General features: G+C 38.3%; 10 protein-coding genes. 1 reads left to right on the top strand and 9 read right to left on the bottom strand.

Features of this window, described 5'->3' with window-relative positions:
- Nucleotides 1-8 precede the first annotated feature (8 nt).
- The 3 genes from BW980_RS20755 to BW980_RS20745 form a co-directional block, all read right to left on the bottom strand.
- On the bottom strand, nt 9-1,754 hold the full coding sequence (locus BW980_RS20755) for a RagB/SusD family nutrient uptake outer membrane protein (protein ID WP_076457078.1): 1,746 nt from the start codon (nt 1,752-1,754) through the stop codon (nt 9-11).
- A gap of 12 nt (nt 1,755-1,766) precedes the next feature.
- Nucleotides 1,767-4,865 (bottom strand): SusC/RagA family TonB-linked outer membrane protein, encoded by a 3,099-nt coding sequence (locus BW980_RS20750; RefSeq protein WP_076457077.1) that lies wholly within the window; start codon nt 4,863-4,865, stop codon nt 1,767-1,769.
- A 153-nt stretch (nt 4,866-5,018) separates the two neighbouring features.
- On the bottom strand, nt 5,019-6,617 hold the full coding sequence (locus tag BW980_RS20745) for a right-handed parallel beta-helix repeat-containing protein (protein ID WP_245800126.1): 1,599 nt from the start codon (nt 6,615-6,617) through the stop codon (nt 5,019-5,021).
- Between the two features lie 691 nt (nt 6,618-7,308).
- Here BW980_RS20745 and BW980_RS20740 point away from each other — a divergent pair.
- Entirely contained in the window at nt 7,309-11,409 is a 4,101-nt protein-coding gene (locus BW980_RS20740) for a hybrid sensor histidine kinase/response regulator transcription factor (protein WP_175609933.1), read from the top strand.
- Between the two features lie 85 nt (nt 11,410-11,494).
- Here the strand turns inward: BW980_RS20740 and BW980_RS20735 are convergent, their stop codons facing one another.
- The 6 genes from BW980_RS20735 to BW980_RS20710 form a co-directional block, all read right to left on the bottom strand.
- Nucleotides 11,495-13,027: a sulfatase family protein gene (locus BW980_RS20735; RefSeq protein WP_076457074.1), complete on the bottom strand. Its 1,533-nt coding sequence runs from the start codon at nt 13,025-13,027 to the stop codon at nt 11,495-11,497.
- Nucleotides 13,028-13,620: 593 nt separating this feature from the next.
- Entirely contained in the window at nt 13,621-14,493 is an 873-nt protein-coding gene (locus tag BW980_RS20730) for a sugar phosphate isomerase/epimerase family protein (RefSeq protein WP_083690577.1), read from the bottom strand.
- A 358-nt stretch (nt 14,494-14,851) separates the two neighbouring features.
- A complete protein-coding gene (locus tag BW980_RS20725; protein WP_175609932.1) occupies nt 14,852-15,568 on the bottom strand; it encodes a phytanoyl-CoA dioxygenase family protein in 717 nt (238 codons plus the stop codon).
- A 413-nt stretch (nt 15,569-15,981) separates the two neighbouring features.
- Nucleotides 15,982-17,355, bottom strand: a complete 1,374-nt coding sequence (locus BW980_RS20720) for an MGH1-like glycoside hydrolase domain-containing protein (RefSeq protein WP_083690576.1) — start codon at nt 17,353-17,355, stop codon at nt 15,982-15,984.
- A 35-nt stretch (nt 17,356-17,390) separates the two neighbouring features.
- A complete protein-coding gene (locus BW980_RS20715; RefSeq protein WP_076457071.1) occupies nt 17,391-18,782 on the bottom strand; it encodes an arylsulfatase in 1,392 nt (463 codons plus the stop codon).
- Nucleotide 18,783: 1 nt separating this feature from the next.
- On the bottom strand, nt 18,784-21,087 hold the full coding sequence (locus BW980_RS20710; RefSeq protein ID WP_076457070.1) for a beta-N-acetylhexosaminidase: 2,304 nt from the start codon (nt 21,085-21,087) through the stop codon (nt 18,784-18,786).
- Nucleotides 21,088-21,090: the final 3 nt, after the last annotated feature.

The following is a 21,090-nucleotide window of genomic DNA, read 5'->3' as shown; positions in this document are numbered from 1 at the left end:
TTTTTTGGTTATTCTATGTTTGAATTCGCATTTATTTCACTAAGCGGGATCGGTAAGTAATCATGCAACTCCGGATTGTAATTCTGGGCGGTCAAGTCGTATTCAAAATCTACCAACAACTCAAATTCAGCAGGTTCCGGGCCCATAACTACAGATGCATCGTTCCAACCCTTTGAACCATCCAACCTTGTGAAATTGTAAGGTACCGCGTAGTAAACCTCGCTTGCCAACCTATCAAAGTTTTCCTTTATAATTCCCCATCTTCTCAAATCTGTCCATCTTATAGAATGTCCTTCATTGGATAGTTCCAGAGGTTTTTCCACATACATTAGACGATCCATCAATGATTCTTCGGTATACGCTACTTCGTCATAGGTATGGTTGCTATCCATGGCCGGGCCAAGCAATTGCAATCCCCATCTTTCACGAATTTTGTTAATATCAGCCAAAGCACCTGCAACGTTTCCAGTCTGTATCAAACACTCTGCACGCATTAAGTACACTTCTGCCAACCTGTTAACCGTTACGTTTTTTCCAGAATTCCAGGTGCCTTCCGGATTATCATCCTCGCTTTCCAAGTGGTCGTGATTGCTATACTTTTTAGAATGACCAAAACCCCAGCCCCTAGCACCTTTTTTCATGTTCTCACTAACATTATCGTCTAGGTAATACAGCGTTTGCTCATCTTCGATCAATGTTACCATTTGGGAAGCCCTTAACGGAACGTTACGCAATTTTCTACCCTCAACAGGGTCCACATAATAATTTCGCTCATCCAAAACATCCATGGGTTCTGTCTTGTATTTGTATTGAATCCATGCGGGCATAGATACCGTTACACCCGAGAACAGAAACCCATATCTATTGGTTTGGCTTAATTCATCCCATTGACTCAGCTCTGGTCTATGTATCACATTATATGGGATTTCAAAAATGGATTCTGCATTAAATTCCCCTTCAATTGTGAAAAGAACATTAGCATCTACCAGCTTATAACCGTAATCAGGATTATCTATAACATCATTAAATAGCGCCAAGGCTTTCGTGTATTCTTTCTCGTACAAAAAGCTAGTACCCAATATGGTTGCCGCTGTACCTGCCGTGACGCGACCTTGATTTGCACTTAGATTTTCATATTTAGCCGGTAAATTTTGATATGCGTACTCTAGGTCCTCCCTAAAGAACTCCATTACTTCCTCCGAAGGGGAAACCCCTTTATTGAAATCTTCCTGAGTAACGGGAACATCGTCCCTAATTATGACATTTCCATTATTAAAGCTCGTATGCAAATAAAAATGGAACAGGCCCCTGAAGAAACGGGCTTGGGCCATTTGCAACGTCCATTCTTCCTCATCTACTTCCCCCTCTAAAGCTTTGAGACCGTTTATGGTTTGGTTGGCCCGGGATATACCTTGGTACAATCCGTCCCATTTATTCTGGATAGATTTGTCACTATTGGTATAGGTTTTGAAATAGTAGGTTCTTCCTGTTCCGTCGCCAGGTGTTGGCCTACCAAAACCAGGCCACCCCATATCCGAACGCCATGATTCTTCCACTAAACCTAAAACATAATGATTGAACATGGTAGCATAGGTAGCGGTCAAAGTACTGTTGGTCTCATCCAAGTTTTTCCAAAAACTAGCTGTAGAAATTCTGTTAGGGTCTGTTTGATCTAGAATTTCATCATCACAAGAAGTGAGTAATACCGATGAAAAACATATTAAACAGATGTATTTTATAGTAATTCGTATCATAATAATTGCACATTAAAAATTAAACTCCAATCCAAATAAATATTGAGATGTTATTGGGTAATTACCCTTATCCAAACCTCGTGCACTGATCCCTCCCCCTATTTCCGGGTTATATCCTTCATAATCCGTAATGGTCAAAAGGTTTTGGGCCGTGGCATATATCCTGAATTTGGACAATCCTGCCTTCTCGACTAATTTTCTAGGAAAGCTATAGCCTAAAGTCACATTTTTTAATCGTACATAATCACCGTCTTCCAACCATAAATCATTGTATCCCCTAAAATTGGGGTGCGCTTTTATATCTCCTCTAAAAGCGGGTATGGGAGTTGAAGTATTTGATTCTGACCATGCGTAAATAAGATCTTTGTGCCTACCGTAAGCATACGCGGTTGCCTTTGACCCATTCATAATCTCGTGACCCAAAGCAGCATACCACTGCATGGAAAAATCAACACCTTTATAATTTGCATTAAAATTATAGCCAATCTCATATTCGGGCAGTCCGCTACCACTGTATACCCTATCGGCATCCGATATACTGCCATCGCCATTGGAATCGATGTAGACGACATCCCCCATCTTAGCAGCCGGGTCTATCTCTTGATATTCCGCCAACTTTTCCGGTGTATCGGCAATACCGTTCGTTTTCCTTAAAAAGAAGGCACCGGCTTCGTAACCTTCGGCGAGTACGGTTACTTGAGATTCTACCCTTGCTCCACTTACGAGTCCATAATCATTTGTGAAAATGAAACCTTTATCCCCTGATATCTTCGTAATCTTGTTTTCATTGGTAGTGAATGTTCCGTTCATATTAAAATTAAACCGGCCTATTTTTTCTCGGTACCCTATGGCCAACTCCGCTCCTTTATTTGTCATATTCCCAACATTCAAGACAATTTGGGAATTACCGCCACCACCTGCAGAACCAGGTAAGACAATAGGAAACAGCATATCTTCATTCTTAATGTTATAAATATCTGCAGATAGGGTTATCTTGTTTTTGAAAAGACCAAAATCAGCCCCAAAGTTCACTTCCTTTTTAGTTTCCCACTTCACAAGGGCATTAGCGAATTCCGACTGTGCGGAACCAATGTTCAAAACACCGTCTCCTGTACCAAAAGAATAATCTATACCACTAGCAATGGCAGCGGAAAAGGCATAATCTCCAAATCTATTATTCCCCAAGGAACCTCTATTGGCCCGAAGTTTAAAGTTGTTGACCACATTCTTAAGTGGTTTCCAAAAACCCTCATCGGATACGTTCCACGAAACGGATACCGAAGGAAAAAGTCCCCAACGTCTACTCTCCCCAAATTTTGAAGACCCATCTCTACGTACACTAGAACTCAAGAAATACTTGCCTTTATAATTGTATTGCAATCTTCCCAACATGCCAAGAATAGTTGAGTTATAGTAAAAACCCGATTGTGCATCAGGGTTAATTGTGGCATTGTCCAAAACCCTGATATCGTTATTCTGCACGCCAAATTTTTTAGCGCTAAAATCTTTTCCGCTATATTCTTCCTGTGTATACCCAGCCGTTAAGGTTAGATTATGATCTTCGGAAAGTTGATTTTTATAGGTCAGCACGGTTTCCCAAACATTTGAAGACCTTTGGTTAGCACGACTTTCGGCAAAGCTATCGGACGGATTGTTTATAAGCTCTCCTTCTGCTGTAAATACAGGGGTATATCCTAAAAACCTATCTCTATATCCGTTAGACTCGTTTACACCAATTCTAGACCAGACATTAAGCCCTTTAACAATTTCATAGTTGACATTAAAAGAGGCAAAAGTTCTTACGGTTCGCTCAATATCAGTACTGCTCAAGCTATTCAAAACCCATCCCAATCGATTTGACTCAGTAGACCTAACTTCCACTAAGGGTTCATCAGAACCTATAGCTTCTAAACCTTGTTGCGTTGGAAGATATCTAATAACTTGATTTATTATTCCTCCCGGTTCACGTGACCGATCTTCACGACTCATACCAACACTTGCATTTATACCCCATTTACCACGCGTATAAGTAGTATTGACCCTAGTATTGAATCTTTTAAAATCTGAGTTTATAATTACCCCTTCGGTATCATACAAACTGGTAGAGACATTATATTTGATGTCGTTACCGCCTCCGGATACGTTTACCGAGTAATTCTTAAACGGGGTATTCTCGCGTATAATAATGTCCCTTATATCTGTATTGTTCTGAAAACCTTGTGGGCTTCTTGCCAAGGTTAAAACCGTAACATCATCGGTACTACCCGTTTCATTTCTCTCAGAAACCAAATTAAAATAGGTTTGCTCCTCTGTATTCATTAAATCGATTCCTGAAGGAACTTTCTGAAAACCGTAAGAAGCGTCTACACGTACGGATAATGCCCCTTGCTTACCTTGCTTTGTTGTAATCAAGATAACACCTGAAGCCCCCCTAGTTCCATAAATAGCCGCAGATGAGGCATCCTTTAATATATCAATGGATTCAATATCACTTGGAGCTATTCTTGGGTCACCTTCCTGTGGTATACCATCTACCACATACAATGGCGTATTTGATCCAGATATACTGGTTATGCCCCTAATTAATATTTCCGATGCGGCTCCGGGCTGGCCGGAACTTACAATGTTAACCCCGGAAACCTGACCTTGTAGGGCCGTACCTAAATCTTGGGTAACGATGTTTTCCAAATCATCGCCCTTAACACTAGCAACGGCACCTGTCAGCTCCTTCTTTTTAACCGCTCCGTAACCAATTACCACTACCTCCTCAAGGTTTTCTACATCGGCCTTCATACGCACGTTTAAAACCGGTTCGGATACAGTAATGGCTTGAAACTCCATTCCTATATAGCTAAATTCCAAAATATCGCCTTGTTTCGCGGCAATGGAATAATTTCCGTCAAAGTCTGTCGAAACCCCTATATTGGTTCCCTTTTTTACAATAGAAACACCCGGTATGGGGACTCCATCTTCTGCATCAACAACAGTACCTGTTACTTTGCTTACCTCTTGCGCATGAACGGCCATGCTGCAACATAAAATCAGAAAAAATAGTATTCGAGGACAATCGCCCTGCAACTTCATAAAAATTGTTCCCTGTTTGAATTTCATAGGTTTAATATTAGTTAGTTAATCTAGGTAGCTAAACCCCTGGGCATTCTATAGCTTCTCGTATTTATATCCCATCATGCCATGTAATGCATATGACTTCTTTAAAAAACTATTTTGTCCTGAGTTTACCTTTTGAGTATTGGTTATTAGTGATTAATTGAATTCTACTTTTTGCATATTACCCTCTACCTCTACCACGGTCTCTGCGTCTCCTTCATATGTGTTTTTCTTAAATTGAATATTACGCGATGACTTTAATCTAAATGCCGATTTCTGATTATGCCGTTTAGGAAAGGTTTTTGAATTGGTAATCACATTTTCCTGAAAAACCAGTCCATCCGTGTTGGCAACTTCAAGAATGAGATTATCAAAATGGTTAAAGGTGTTTCCTTTAATATTTATATTGTTGAAGGCAATATTGTGATTGTCATCATCCGTAACAAAGCGTATTACCCCGCGGTTATAACCGCTATGATTACAATCTTGAAAAGTATTATCTATGATACTAATGTTGGCCCCATTCCCAGACTCGAACCAGTGTCCACTTTCTACGGGAATCAAAAGCGCCTCCATCTCGGTACTAAAAAAGTTATTTCTAATTACAGTCTCGTTAGGTGTAGATAAAAGCAAGCCTCTTGCCCTATTGTTACTAATAATACAATCCTCTACCAATAGCATTTCTGGGTATGCGGATAGATTTTCTATTAAATCTCCGCTCTCAAGCGATGCTGGCAAAGATTCGTTAAACGTAATTTTCTGATACCGGCTATTGAGTTTCTGTACGCTTTTTATGGTAAGACTGTCATAAGGGAAAAATGAGTTTTTCAACCGTACCAGCCCCACTTTATCCTTAGGTTTACCAATAACAAAGCCTTGTTGTTGATAATGCCCCATACGCACACCAATGGTAAACTCATCAATAACATCAACAACTTCTTGATAAGTACCATGTACATTGGTGGCATCGTCTAGCTGATTCTTAAAAATGCACTTCTTTAGCTCTATTCTTCCCCTGCAGCCCACAAAATGTGTTGCATCTGCAGTAGTGGAAACCATTCTTCCGCGTGAGGGCGTCACATCAAAACGATCTAGTATCAGGTCAGAAGAATTTTCCGCAATCAACCCCATGCCTCCCGCATGGTGCACCTTTACATTTTTTGCGTTAAAACCGTTCGTATTTGTAATTCTGATTGCAGGCGCCAATCTATTGGCATGTTGCTCGCCTTTACAGACCAGTACTTTTCCTACGGGAGGAATTTTTTTCCTATGATTGTAAACTCTAACGAGTCCGGGTTCAAGTTCCTCTACCCGTAACGCATATTCCCTAGCTATTCTATTTTGAACGGGGTCGTGTGAATCAACTTTATACTTGTAGGCAACAGCAGTTTTGGTATTTTTATTAGGTAAGTTATTGTAAATGGTCAAAGGGGTATAGTCTTCCGTATTATAGGCGATGGCCCTTCTTTCAGGGTCATATAATATGGCCTGACCCAAATTGTGTTCGTAAGATTCTTTAATAAAATACAACTGACCATTGCGGATCTCATAGGGGTATTCCTTCGCTATTTTTAGATCAAAGGTTTTGTTTTCCAAATCGTTTGCGACAATAAGTGCCTCACTGTGAAAAGGGACCTCCCAATCTATGGAAAGGTTTTTGATAGCTATATTTGTCGATCCATCTATCAAAAAGGGTATCATTTTTCCATGAAAGACAAAAGTGGCCCCTTGCCCATCTATCGTTAGGCCTTTCATTTGAGAAAGAGGAAACGCCGTTTTTATTACAACATCATTATGGTTGGATATATAACAAAACTTTTCTAAGCCTTTATCTGGATAAAAATGATACTCTCCTTTTTCGAACGTAATTTTTGAAACCCCCTCGTTTTCTTTATCCAATAATTCTTTCAATACGAAAGGAGTAGCATCAGAAGAAATATCTGAACTAAAATGTAATAATTTTATCTTACCATTTTTATCAGAAAAACATGCTGATAAAGAAAAAATGATTGTAAGTAAAATTAGAATATGTAATTTTCTTGAATAAAATGGTTTTGACATTTGTTCTATATGTTAATCATATCCCAAATATTGAAATATGAACACAGAAGAAAATGTCACATGGTAAATTAATAATGCTTCTCAGTAAATATTCTATATAAAACCAAGGGCCAAAGCCTGACCGTACGTACAAATATGTAGTTTTAACAGAAAAATTATAGAGTAGCCCAAAAATTAAAAAAATCTTAAATTTTCACTCAGTTTTGTAGCACCTATTGATAAGTATGTGTCTTAAAAATTAACATCAACCATTGCGTTTTAAGTTTCAAATGAGAAAATATCCCTTAGAATAAACATGATTAATTTAGAATCGGAACAATCGACCTTATTTCAATCTTGCCTATTTATAACGAGTCATATAAGATTTGGGGCAAGGCGCGTCTTTTTGATATTGTATCTGTTTCTGATCTCCCTCACATCCTTCGCCCAAGAACAGATAACCAATCCCTCTAAACACTATACGACCATAGACGGACTGGCCCATAACGGTGTAACCTCTATTTTGGAGGATTCAAATGGTTTTTTGTGGGTAGGAACCTATGAAGGGCTTAGTCTTTATAATGGTTATGAATTTGTTACTATAAAAAATACAAATACAAATAAGCCGCTGGCAAATAATCGTGTAAGATCTCTATTTGAAGATAAAAATGAAAATATATGGATTGGAACCGATGAAGGATTAAGCGTCTACAACACCACAAAGGAGGAATTTTACGACCTTACAGCGGACCAGTTCCCGAATAATAAGGACAAGCCTGCTATACGACATATAATGAGCAATACCTCTGACCTCATTTTATGTGCTACTGAGAATTATGGCTTGTTGGTGTATAAAGATGATTATAGTTTTGTTGCATCTTATGCCTTTCCCTTTGTTAACAAATCACGAACAGGAATAATTTATGACGGTACCCAGTTAGACCCAAATAACTATCTGTACTCCACATCCTATGGCTTGCTTCTGTTCAATCTAGAGAAAAAAACCTTTAAGCGAGTTTTAAGTGAACAAATATATTCATGTAACTCTATTGAGCAAGTAGATAGAAATACACTTTTGACAACCCTCCCCGTAGGAGGTATGGCCGTTATTCATTCAAACAAACAAGGTAGTAAGTACACTTTTGAAATTACCAGGGTAGACTTTCCCCAATATTCATTTAAGAATTGCATGGTAGATAATTCAAATAATGTTTGGTTAGGAATACTCAATGATGGATTCATGCGGTTAAACGATGCTTCAGACTTGAAAAACAATTCTGACTATGATATTTCTTACTTTGAATTTGAAACCAATACGATTAAATCCAGTGTTTTTTACCAGACATCCTTAGGAGATTGTTGGCTAGGCACCTTTAATAAAGGGCTATACCAATTTAGGATTAGCAATAATCCTTTTAAAACCTACAATTCATCTATGGCGGACCCCCTTGGTTTTAGGTCAAATAACATTACAAATATGTCCCCCTTGGACAACAATAGAATCTATGTCAGTTCCGATCAGGGAGGTATATACTTGTTCAACACCAAATCTCAAAAATTTGAAGCCCCTAAAATTCATATAAATGATGAAGAAAAAACAAACTTAGGGAACGTCTTTTATGATTCAAGAAAGAACTTATGGGCAAAAATTAAAGATATAGGATTGTGCAGAATTAAAGCCGGAAGCAAGAATTACGAAATAATTAAAACCGACACAAAAAGTTTGCCCCAATATACCCATATAAGTTCTTATACCGAGGACAAACAGGGTAACATTTGGATCATTGGCATGACCGGGGTTTATAAAATAATTCTGAATGACAAAAATGACATCATAAACATTGAAACCTTAAATGACAATCTTTTTTTCAAGGATAAGCAACTGAAATATGTAAGATGCATATACACCGACCCCTTAAACAGCAATATATGGATCGGAAGCTATAAAAAAGGGTTGTTCAAAATAGATTCAGAAGGGCCTTTGAAACATACTAAGATACAGCAGTATCAGCACGATGCCGACGACTCCAAGTCTTTACCTATGGATTTTGTAAGTTCTATTATCAGACTCCCCAATAAGGAGCTATGGATAGGAACTGAAGGTGGCGGAATATGTAAGATGACCGAAGATACCCCAAATCCAGAATTTATTTGCTTCACCGAAGAACAGGGGCTATCTAACAATGTCATCAAAAGCATCCAATATGACCATGACCATAACCTTTGGGTAACCACCAACATTGGACTCAATAAACTTAATACTAAAAATTATACCATACGGAGTTTTCACTCTACGGATGGGCTTCCTTTTGAGGATTTTTGGTACGCTAGTCTGTTCTTGAAGAACGGTTACATGGTTTTTTCCGGTTTAAACGGTATCTGCTATTTTAAACCGGAAGAAATACCCAACAATGAACCCTTACCAAAGTTCGCTTTCGGGAATTTTAAGTTACTCAATAAATCAGTAAAAGCCGGTGATTCTATTAATGGCAGAGTTTTACTGAAGAAACCTTTATCCCAAACCCAAACTATTGAATTAAAACATGATGAAAATGTATTCTCTCTAGAATTAACGAGCCTTCATTTTACAACCCCTTTAAACCATACCATAAAATACAGGTTGTTTCCAATGAACGAAGAATGGATAGAAGTTCCTTCCGACCAAAAGAACATCTCCTATAGCGGTTTGCCACCTGGCGATTACGAGTTACAAGGTATGGCTTCCAATTCCATAAATGAATGGACCGACCCTAAAAAAATCAATATACTAATTTCCCCTCCATTTTGGAAAACCAAACTCGCCTATGCAGCCTATATTCTACTAATTCTGATTGTGGGTTTTATTATTAACCAAACTCTTTTAAAGATTCAAAAACTGAATCATAAAGTCGAGATAGAACAACTCACCATCAATAATGTAAAAGAGGTAAACGAAGCAAAACTGCGTTTCTTCTCGAATATTTCCCACGAGATAAAAACACCTCTAACGTTAATCGAAGGCCCAACAAACACCCTTCTTCAAGAGTTCTCCGAAAGTCCAGACCTTACGGATAAGTTAAGCCTGATAAAGCGTCAATTAAAAAAAATATATGAGCTTATAGAGCAAGTACAAGATTTTAGAAGGGCAGATTCAAACCTATTAAAAATGAACTATACGAGGTTTGATTTTAAAACCTTCATCGAAGAAATTACGGAAGACTTCAGATTTATGGCAACTAACGACAAAAAGGGATTCGATTTGGTTGGTGAGGATTCTTCCATTATAGTTGTTGCCGACAGGGATAAATTAGAAAAAATAGTGAATAACCTAGTGAATAATGCCTTTAAGTACACACAAACCAATGATAGTATTAAAATAGAATACAGGAGCGAGGAGAAAAACTTGATCGTATCCGTTATCGATACGGGCATTGGTATTGACGAAGTAGATCAAAAACACATATTTGAAAGATTTTACCAATCCCACAAAATAAAAAGTAGCCACCTAAGCGGTTCCGGTATTGGCCTAGCTTTCTCTAAACGCCTTGTAGAAATGCATTACGGATATATTCATGCGGAGAGCGAACCGGGCAAAGGCACTAAAATCACCTTTAAACTTCCAATTGTTAAAAAACAGTCTAAGGATACCGAGCTTTCCGTAGAACAAATTGAACTACCAAAAGAGAAAGAAGTCTCTTTAAGTAGTGAGCTTGTAGAAAACAATACCTTAGATCATATAGATGTTACGGGCGAATTTCAAGAAGCATTGGTTTTTTACGTGGAAGATAACTTGGAAATGAGAGTCTATGTCTCAAAACTATTATCCCAATACTTTAAGGTACAAAGCTTTAGAAATGGACAAGAGTGCATAAATGCCGTAGAAAACCAATGGCCCGATATAATTATTAGCGACATACAAATGCCTGAAATGAACGGTTTAGAGCTATGCTTAAAAATTAAATCGAATTTACAAACTAGCCATATTCCGGTAATTCTATTGACCGCATTGACCAATATAAAAGACCACTTGCGCGGAATTAAAGACGGGGCCGACGCTTATATAAAAAAACCCTTTGACCCTAAGAGGCTTATCACACGGACCGAAGCGTTACTTATCAACCGCAAACGGCTTAGCGAAAGGTACCAAATAGGCATGCCATTGACCAAAGACAATAGAAATAGTAGAAACGACAATGCCTTTCTTGATAAACTCTACAGCTTAATTGAGGAAAATGTAGACAACCAAAATTTTGACCTTAACAGTCTTGCTAAAAAACTATATCTAAACCGCACTCATTTTTTTCAAAAGGTCAAGGTCTTAACAAACCAAACGCCATATGAATTATTGAAAAGCTACCGACTACAGAAAGCTGCCAACCTCTTGGTTCATGAAAAATTAACCGTTCAAGAAACCTATCAGCTCACAGGTTTTAAGAGTAGCTCCCATTTCAGTAAATTATTCAAGGAAAAATATGGCGTGTCTCCGGGAAAATACAATCAAGAAAAACACCAACACAATAATACATGACACGCTTTTAGCTTCACTACAAACATTCGCTGGTATGCGCCAACTGCTGTTAATAAGCATACGTGCTTTTAGGGTTAGTCATTTCTTACTTAAACTGATCGTATTCGGGGTTTATCTTTGCATTTTTAAAAGGTGCTACATCTTTCCATAAATCGTAGGTAGCTTTTAATTGAGCAGCAGATTCTTGTCCTTGAGCCTTGTCTCCTGTTTCCAGTACCCAATTTTCCAATACCGCTTGGTGTTCTTTCAAAATGGATGCGTACTTAGGGTTTAATGCCAAATTATTGATTTGATGTATGTCATTCTTTAAATCGTACAATTCATGAACAGGCCTTACCCCAAACCAAAATTTTTCTTGATACTCTGTTAAAAGACCATCTTTACGGGCTTTTTTTAAGCCAGTGACAATAGGTCTGCCATCTCTATAACCTGCTTGCAACATAGGTCTGTTCGGATAGTAATTTTTTATGTACCTATAATTTTCCGATACTACCGTTCTAATCTTATCTATGGTATAATCGCACCTATCCCTTGCCCCAATAACATATTTAGAACCTTTAAATTCTTTGTTAAATAAATCCTGACCGTCTAAATACCCCGGCATCTCTGCCCCGCCCAATGATAAAGTTGTAGCAGATACATCTAACAATGAAACCAATTCATCTACAACTTTTCCTTGTTGAATATTGGGGTGAGAGCCTGTAATGATCAAAGGCACTTGCATTCCTCCCTCATAACAAAACTGCTTGTGCCGCAATGAGGTTGGACTTCCGTGATCAGAAAAGAAAAATATTATTGTATTTTCCAATTCCCCGTCAGCCTCCAACTGATCTAAAATGCGCTCTACGGCAACATCAGATCCCCTATTGGCATTGTAGTGTCTTGTCCACGCTTCCCTTTGTGATGGAATGTCTGGAAAATAAGGAGGTAAAGGAACATCGTTAACGGCTAACTTCTCCCCCTCACGAACATATTTGTAGTCTTTTTTTCCTCCATCTATTTGTACCTGTCCAAACCAAGGTTGGTTTTTATCCTTCCTTGAACTCCACACATAATTTTTGACCGTTTTAAATTCTTTAGCAAAATTTCCTTGCCAACCGTTCATACCTATAACATAATCATCTTGGGTACCTACATCATAAAGTGATTTTCTATTATAATGAAAATTATAATCGTCCTTACCACTGTTAAAAGTAAAATAGCCCGCCTCCTTCATTAATTCGGGAACGGTTTTCATTCCTTCCGGTAGAAGTATACGCAAGCTATCCGGAACGACCTCTCCATTAGTAAACCTACTCGATCTATGATTATGTGTGCCGGTAGTGGTTTGCATTACTCCGGTAATTAAGGCCGATCTACTTGCCGAACAAACAGGAGCGGTGGCATAAGCCCTTTTATATAAGACACCATCTTTAGCCAAACTATCTATTACCGGTGTATGCCCTTGGTTTATCGAGTCTCCGTAACACCCTAGGTAAGGAGATAAATCCTCTGCTATAATCCATAAGATATTTGGTTTTGTTTTGACTACTTTTTTAACAGCAGTACTTTCGCCACATGATAATAGAACAGAAATAATTGTTAAACCTACAGTTAGTTTGGTGAGAATTCTTTCCATATTACAAATATTGGTTTTATCAATTGATGATTTGTTATTTTGATTTTTTGCTACTTAACTATCTCGGGAACCTTTTATATATCTAGTCTGACCATCATACTATAGATTAAAATTTTACAAATACTTTATTTTTGTACAGTAAAGACCATAGGTCCAAGTTTGATCACAACTTATTTCAACTTACCAAACACCTGGGCAAATATTCCCAACAAGAAGTTTCAGGCCATTTCTAAACCTATCGTTTTATTTGCCCTATAGATAGTTATAGAATTTGGCCCAATTAAACGAAAGAAAAATATCTATTCTTAATAATTACACATATCCATTGCCAAGTGAACTACTATCAATACAAATGCCCATGAATTGAAAATTAAGGTCTATAAGGGTTTAATACTTGAATACCGTGGTTTTAGCGCAACTGCTACGATTATTCCCTACTTGGGCACAACCCTCAAAAGAAGTTGCCACCAAGGATATTATTCCATTAAGCTAGGCTGCTTTTAGGAAAACATTTGAATAACTGCCAACCATAATCCATCATAATAAAGAGTTCCCAATCTTCAAAATATTTAAGCTATACAAAAGCAACTACTTTATTCATTTAACAAATGCTTCCTTAAGGTTTTTATAGCTTGTTTAATTTCTTTTCGTCCTTTGGATTCTATACCATAATACCCCCTATAACCACTTTCTTTACAAAGGTTAATCATCTTTATAGCTATTTCTTCGGTAGGTTGGTTTCTGAATGACATTCCTTTGGCATAAGGAAGCATTTGCTTCAAAAAATTGTAATTGTCAAAAGATTCACTTGGTTCGCGCCAATCTGGGTAGGAACCAAAATAAAGATTATCAACTTCTTTCATTAAAGCAAGCATCCAATCCGTATCATTCGACAATCCTCCATGGTTTTCGATACAAATACTAACATTGGCCGGAATTGCATACTCTAACATCATATTATAGGTGTCCGCAGCCCATTTTAGAGCTTCATCTTTGTCCGCTCCTTCAGGACCTCTACAGTTGGTCCTTACAGCATGGCATCCCAATTCTTGGGCTATGTCAATCCATTTTTTATGATTGTCTACAGTTTGCTTTCTTGCTTTGGCCGTTTCCGCTGCAGTTTCCCCTTCTTGATCTACCATCATCAGTACCATTTCAACACCATGGTCATTGGCATTTTTTTTAAGCTCATTAATATATCTAGAAGTAGGTACATCAAATAGAATATTCACAAACTCAATGCCGTTTAAATCAAAACCTTCCCTAGCTATACGCGGAAAATCCAAAGTGTTCAATTTTCCGGATTTAAATTCATCTACCAAGGCCCATTGCGCTAACGATATATCATCATTAACCCTTCTGGGATCTTTCATAGTCAACATGGAAGAGGCTGTTAACAATGTTGGAGATAAGGCACTTACGACACCGGCAGAAACTGTGTTTGTAATAAATTGTCTTCTTTTCATTCTGAAAATTTTATTTTGAATTCTATTTCAAATCCTTTACAAAAAAGCTAACTATATCCATATATGATTTTTTGACATTTCACTATAGACGTAAATCTGACCATAGCTGATTTGTAGATTCCTCTTAAATCAGTCCAAAAAAACCAATTGATTCCTTAAAAAAATGAAAAAGCAGAGAGTTATCGGCATTTAAAATTAGCAAAATTAGTGTATGTAGGTAGCTTAAAATTCACTAATTATTTATTTCGTCTAAATCGTGCGCTAAAAATATGTTTGTCCGGTCAACAAGCCAATCGTGCTTTAAGGCTTTTATATTTTAGATTTAGTTTTTCTTCTTTCCGAAAAAAAACAGACCATTTTACTTCCTAAATTGTCGTTTTCCCGTATGATCCATCCCTTGTTCACGTTCTAGCGCTATCATTTTATGAGGTCTATAATTCAAGATCAAGGCTCGTCGCGGTCCATTGGTGCTATTCCCTTTACTATAGTGCAAAGTAAAACCATCATGAAATGTACACCCTCCCGCCTTCAGAGGTATAGGTCTACCATTTTTTGGACTTACATCAATGGTTAAGGCTCCGCCTTCTTTACTATGAGTATGTTTGAGTAGATTGGTATCACATCTGGGAGCAAACCACATACACCCATTCTCTTCATAAACATCATCTAATGCTATCCAACAACTTACCGATCTTTTATCCGGCAAATCGATCCAATACGCAGCATCTTGATGCCAAGGTGTTTCGGTATTCGTTAATGGTGCCTTATTTATTAGCATATCAAAATCGAGGGCCATATCATCACCCAACAAATTCTGCGCCCACCGCAGTGCTTTTAAATAGACTTGCTGTTGTAAAAGCCGGGGCTCAATGCGACTGGGAAGCATGATTTGAGTAATTTTCTCAACAGCTTGTGATTTTGTATTATTACCGGACAAATCGCTTCGCAACCCAGCAGTAAGTTTCTTATCTTCCAAAAGCGTATCGTACACTTTCCTTAGCCCTACCACTTCATCAAAAGACAATAGCCGGTCTAAATGCATAAATCCATTGTTTGCAAAATCCTGATTCAACATATTAAGATTGTTTTTTTCATTTTACGAATGATGCTAAGGGGGCTTCCTCTTTAATTTAGGAAGCGACATATACATTAAGGTTATTTTCAACCTTTTCGAAACGCTCCCTCCCTCTCCGGGAGGGCAATTTAGAAACCAACCCTAAGCATTCTTATGCCTTAGTTTCATCTTGTTCTTTTCTTATGAATCCACCTCAACGGAAACTTCTTAAAACTATCGAAACCACACCCCACATGCCTTCCGTAAAAAAGTTGGTAAAATTCATTTTTTTTGCCAGCCACCCCCTGTTCGCTTTAAGAATGGCTCCCCTTAAACACTGAGTCTTAACCCTATATAAAATTTATCAAGAATTCTATTTTACACTAATTCTTTATAAGTACCTTCAAGAACCTCTATTCTCGATTAGTTGTGTTTTATTGTTTTATTTCGAGTAACATCCAATTATCATTGACCACCCCGTCAAGCACGTTTTCCATACAGAGGTTCCAACTTATAAATCCGATTATATTGCCATCTTCATCAATATGGTCATCGCTTGGAGCCAATGGTTGGCCTGTATCCGCATGATAATTTTCATGGGTCGTTTTGTACTTTGCAATATCGTCTAACAATAAATTGCCTACGGTTTGCGCCAACCAAGCGATCTCTTGGTCGTATCCATAATTTTTTAAACCTATGGAATAGATATAGTTCGCTATGGGCCATACAGGACCTTGCCAATTTGAAAAAGGAACAATAATGTTTTTATTGTTATAGTCGGGATCCTGTACAGAAAGTGTTCTAAAACCATATTTAGCCTTCATATGATGCTCACTCAGCAAATACGTTTCTATCATTTTTTTTGCCTTGATTTTTGGAACGATATGGGCTGTCAATGGTAAAAAAGAGGAAAAAGTAACCCTTTTATAGAAATCACCCGTTTCCCTATCTACCGTGTAAAAAATAGAATCTTCTTCGGACCATAGAATTTTGTTGATTGCCACTTTTAGCTCCTTTGCTTTCCGCTCGTACAAAAGAGCATCTGCCTCTTTCCCCATTTTTTTTGCGAGTGCGGAATGAGCAATATATTCTTTGTATTGCCATGTACTAGCGTCAGGAGCTAAAAAAGAACGTTTATCCTCTATAAAATAATTAAGAGCGGGGTTATTGTCTGCCCCACTCTGCATGGCAATATCCCAAAAAAACAGGCCGGTAATACTATCCCTCTGGGTTCTCTCCCTGTACTCCAATACCTTTTTAATTTGATCGTAATGAGGCTTTACCCATTCAAAATCGTTCAATTTTTCAGAAGCTAAATATACACCTTGAGACAAAAAAGGTTTCATAGCAAACTTTCCGAATATAGGCCGAGGTCCATTTATTGTTGCACAGCCCGATACGTACCCCACTTCATCTATCCCCTTGATCAAGTTCAGCGCCCAATACTTCAGATATTCAGGCCTACCCTTACTCACAAAATAATTCCCCATAAAAAACCCGTCCCAATCCCACATTTGTTTGTAAAACCCAGCCGGTATAAGGTATGGATATTCCAAATAGCCCTCAGCCGGTTGAATTACCTTTGTGCTTAAGCGCTTAAAATTTTCATGTAGATGGGTATAGAGGTCATACAATTCTTGCCGGTTTGAAGAAGATATCACCTTGGTTTCGATTTCCGCTATACGCTTTTCCGATTTTTCTTTACAACTGTTCAACAATAGGGAAATCGCAATAAAAAACATAAAGAACAAAGGGGAATTGTTCAAGTTCCGTTTGATCAAACCTTTACTTCTATAGTGTATCTTCATATGTATATGGTGTTATGGCCTTGATTTATACATTATTATCGAAATCTATTTATTATAGCCTCCAAATCGCTTACCATTGCAGGGTTTTGATCGGCAATATTCCTTTTTTCCGATATGTCATCGGCAAGGTTATACAATTCAATACTTGTAGAATCGATTTTAGGGTCTTTGATGGTCACCAATTTATAATCGCCCGACCGTACCGCATGTCTTGAAATGCTCGTTTTGAATTCCCAATACAAAAAAGAATGTTGTTCTTGCTGTTCATTATCCCCTAAAAGAGTCGGTAAATATGAAATTCCATCAGTTGAAATAGGTTGATCCTGACCTGATAACTCACATGCCGTAGGTAAAAAATCCCAAAAAGACACTACTTGGTCAGTTTCCCCTTTTTTTATTTTCCCAGGCCATCTTGCTATAAACGGTACTCGTATACCTCCTTCATATAAATCTCTTTTCATTCCCCGCAAAGGTCCATTGCTGTCAAAATAATCTAATCGCCACCCTCCCTCTTGGTGCGGTCCGTTATCGGAAGTGAAAATTACAAGCGTATTCTCATCGAGGTTATTTTCCTTGAGCAAATCCAATATTTGACCTACATAACTATCCAATCTGGTTATCATTGACGCACCGGCTTTTTTTTCTGATGGCCACGGTTCTTTATCATAAATCCCAAAATCCGGCACTTCCATACCGTGCTCGTTAATTAAAAAGCTCTCATTATTGGCGTGCGGTATGGTATAGGCGAGATATAGAAAGAAAGGTTCTTTTGTATCATTTTTTATATAATCCAAAGCCTTTTGTGTGAAGAGGTCATTTGAGTACTCTTTCTTTTTCACAGCAGCATTACCGATACCTACTGCGTAATTCGTACTATCGGTAACATAAACCACTTCATTTTTCAAAGGAAACTTTTCACCATTTTCCATAAGGTAGTCCGGATAGTAATTATGTGCCCTAATTTGATCGTAATAACCAAAGGAATAATCGAATCCTTGGGCATTGGCGTATCCTGACGTACCCACATTTCCCAAGCCCCATTTTCCTATTACCCCTGTTCGGTATCCGGCACCCTTAAGCACCTCTGCCACGGTAAGGTCATTATCTTTTATGGGTTTTTCCATAGATTTAATCGTGGTATGGCCCATGTGCTGTCCGGTCATAAGACTATTTCTAGACGGGGCACATACCGTAGCCCCTGCATAGTGTTGGGTAAATCGCAAACCCTCTGAGGCCATACGGTCAATGTGTGGTGTCAATATGGTTTTTTGCCCATAACAACCTAAATCCCCATAACCTAGGTCATCGGCTAAAATGAATATTATATTGGGCTTTGCCCCTTTTGCCCGTTCATACGCCGAGCCCGTATTTTCGCAGGAACAAAGCAAGGCTATAAAGGCAACGTATAAAAGTGTTCGTTTTTTCATATCAATTTTCTAATGGGGCCACTAATTTCTCAAAAGGCAGAAAACCGTGCATTTTGTCGGTTTTATATTTTATGTTCAATTGGTTCTGAATTTTTCGATAGTAATATTCTATCCTCAAATTGTGTTTACCTTCGGAAAGAGCCACATTAAAATCTTGAGGGGTTTTGTTGGTCTCGCTTCCTTTGGCTACAAGTTTATTATCGATATATATATTAGCAAATCCGTCATCGGTAGTAAGCCGCAATGTATAATCTTCGTTCCCAGGAATATAGATCTGTCCATTAAGCTCGACCGCATATGGATTATAAAGCCCGTAAAACCTCGTATCGATATGTCCGTCCCGGGCGACCTTCGCAAAAAGTTCCCCGTTTATTTTATCTAGGCGATCGTTGGTCATAAAGCCGGTAACCCCTTCCCTTACCAAATTCAATTCCGAGAAATCGGGCAGCCCCATCCCAACTCCTTTTGATATGGGACCATAAACTTTATAAGCATAAGCCGGTACTATTTTCTGATAATACTCTTGCTGAGGGTGCCCTAATGGACTCCCTGATGCAGTAAAGGCCTGCACGGTAAGAATCCCCCCATTGGCAATGTCAATCGGACCTTCGTATGTTTTTGCCTTGCCCATATTGGGTAAACTCCAAGAGTTTGAAAACTTCCATTTGAACTCCACTTCCTCCGTAGAATCAAACGCTATGGTTATCTTGTCGGTAAAACGTTGGTCTTCGTCATGGACCAAGCCATTCACTTCTATTTTTACGGGATTAAAAAGACGGGAATACAATTGGTCCGTATTGTCAAGTGTCTCTAAAAAACTATCGTAACTTTTGTTAATTGATCCACTCCACAGATGGGTAGCCAATACGGGCACCCTCTTTCTTAGAACAGGAATAACCTTAAAATGGTTTTGCTCCCAAAAAGAAATCTGCCCGCCTAAAATTCCTTCATCGCCCTTCACCTCAATATCTTCAATAGCGTCTTGCCAATGGGACCACTCGGTCAGACTCCAATCATATGCTTTTTTTATTTCCGGGGCAAAATTCATGGCTCCCACCATATACCATGGCACCCATGTAGAATTGATAATCTTATAGCCATTATCCAATAAGTTTTGAGGATGGTTATAGGTGGTATTCCAGACGATAATGGTTATATCCTTGTCCACCGTGACATGTTTGGAACCCGTTCCATGAAAGCCTTCCCAAATTATGGTCTTCTTACCTGTAGCCTTTACCATACCATTCATTCGGTTGATAAAATGGCAAAAAAGTTCATTGGCATCACCATTAGCTGCTTCTTGCAGATTATGCTTTAAAGTATATTCCTTGTACTCAGGTGTTTTTTTAAGGTTTTCGAGGTACACTTCATCTCCACCTATATGTATATACGGACTCGTATAAAAAACCTCTGCAACCTCCTTTATAATTCCATTCAAGGCCGCATAAGTAGATTCTTTAGCCATATTAACCACATACAAGGGCATTGCCTCCTTTGTCTGTTCATCTACACTTCCAAAAACCTCAGGATAGGTACTCCATAAAATACCAGAGTGACCAGGAACCTCAATTTCAGGAATTATAGTAACCCCCCGATTCTTGGCATACTCCACCAAGTCCCTCAATTCTTCTTTCGTATAGAATTCGCGACTGCCATCTGAATGGGTTTTATTTACTTTGGAAAATTTCTCCAAAGGAAAGGTAAAACGCTTATTATCGGTTAAATGAAGGCTTAAATACTTTATTTTGTACAACCATAACAAGTCTATGGTTTCCTTGATAGTTTCTGTAGGATGCCAAAATCGAGCAAGGTCTAACATGACTGACCTAAAATTAGATTTAGGGCTATCGGAAATAGAAACCTTTGGTATTGTTCCACCAGTTTGAGAGCCGTGAACCAATTGAACCAAGCTGGCCACGGCATTGGATACAGCTTCATAGGTCTGCCCTTCTATTTCAATTGTTTTACCAACTTTGATGGTATATGAGTTTTCGTTGAGCTTTTCATTTATGCCCAGTAATATCTTGGCCTTACCCTCAGAATATTGGGCCAATTTTAAGTCTGATCCGGCAATGCGGTTGACATAGGTTACCAAAATTTCTGCCAGTGGTTTTAATTCAGGTTGGGCCATACCAACCAGAATGGGGCCGTTCAGTTTAAAATATCCCTTTTCTTTCTCAATCTGTGTCGGACTGGGCAGTAAGTCCCAGTTTCCATGGTCCTTCCCCGATGTTTGGGCACCTCCCGATAAAAGTCCATAGAGAAATAAAAATAGACTTATACAAATGTTTTTCTTCAATATCATGTT

The organism is Zobellia uliginosa, from assembly GCF_900156625.1.
Taxonomy (GTDB): domain Bacteria; phylum Bacteroidota; class Bacteroidia; order Flavobacteriales; family Flavobacteriaceae; genus Zobellia; species Zobellia uliginosa.
Note: the sequence above shows the minus strand (reverse complement) of the source record. Positions and strands in the feature narration are given on the sequence as shown.

What these genes read in the sequence shown, in the direction of transcription:
- BW980_RS20755 (WP_076457078.1), bottom strand. Translation starts at nt 1,754, where the DNA reads ATGATACGAATTACTATAAAATACATCTGTTTAATATGTTTTTCATCG.
- BW980_RS20750 (WP_076457077.1), bottom strand. Translation starts at nt 4,865, where the DNA reads ATGAAATTCAAACAGGGAACAATTTTTATGAAGTTGCAGGGCGATTGT.
- BW980_RS20745 (WP_245800126.1), bottom strand. Translation starts at nt 6,617, where the DNA reads ATGAAAGGCCTAACGATAGATGGGCAAGGGGCCACTTTTGTCTTTCAT.
- BW980_RS20735 (WP_076457074.1), bottom strand. Translation starts at nt 13,027, where the DNA reads ATGGAAAGAATTCTCACCAAACTAACTGTAGGTTTAACAATTATTTCT.
- BW980_RS20730 (WP_083690577.1), bottom strand. Translation starts at nt 14,493, where the DNA reads ATGAAAAGAAGACAATTTATTACAAACACAGTTTCTGCCGGTGTCGTA.
- BW980_RS20725 (WP_175609932.1), bottom strand. Translation starts at nt 15,568, where the DNA reads ATGTTGAATCAGGATTTTGCAAACAATGGATTTATGCATTTAGACCGG.
- BW980_RS20720 (WP_083690576.1), bottom strand. Translation starts at nt 17,355, where the DNA reads ATGAAGATACACTATAGAAGTAAAGGTTTGATCAAACGGAACTTGAAC.
- BW980_RS20715 (WP_076457071.1), bottom strand. Translation starts at nt 18,782, where the DNA reads ATGAAAAAACGAACACTTTTATACGTTGCCTTTATAGCCTTGCTTTGT.
- BW980_RS20710 (WP_076457070.1), bottom strand. Translation starts at nt 21,087, where the DNA reads ATGATATTGAAGAAAAACATTTGTATAAGTCTATTTTTATTTCTCTAT.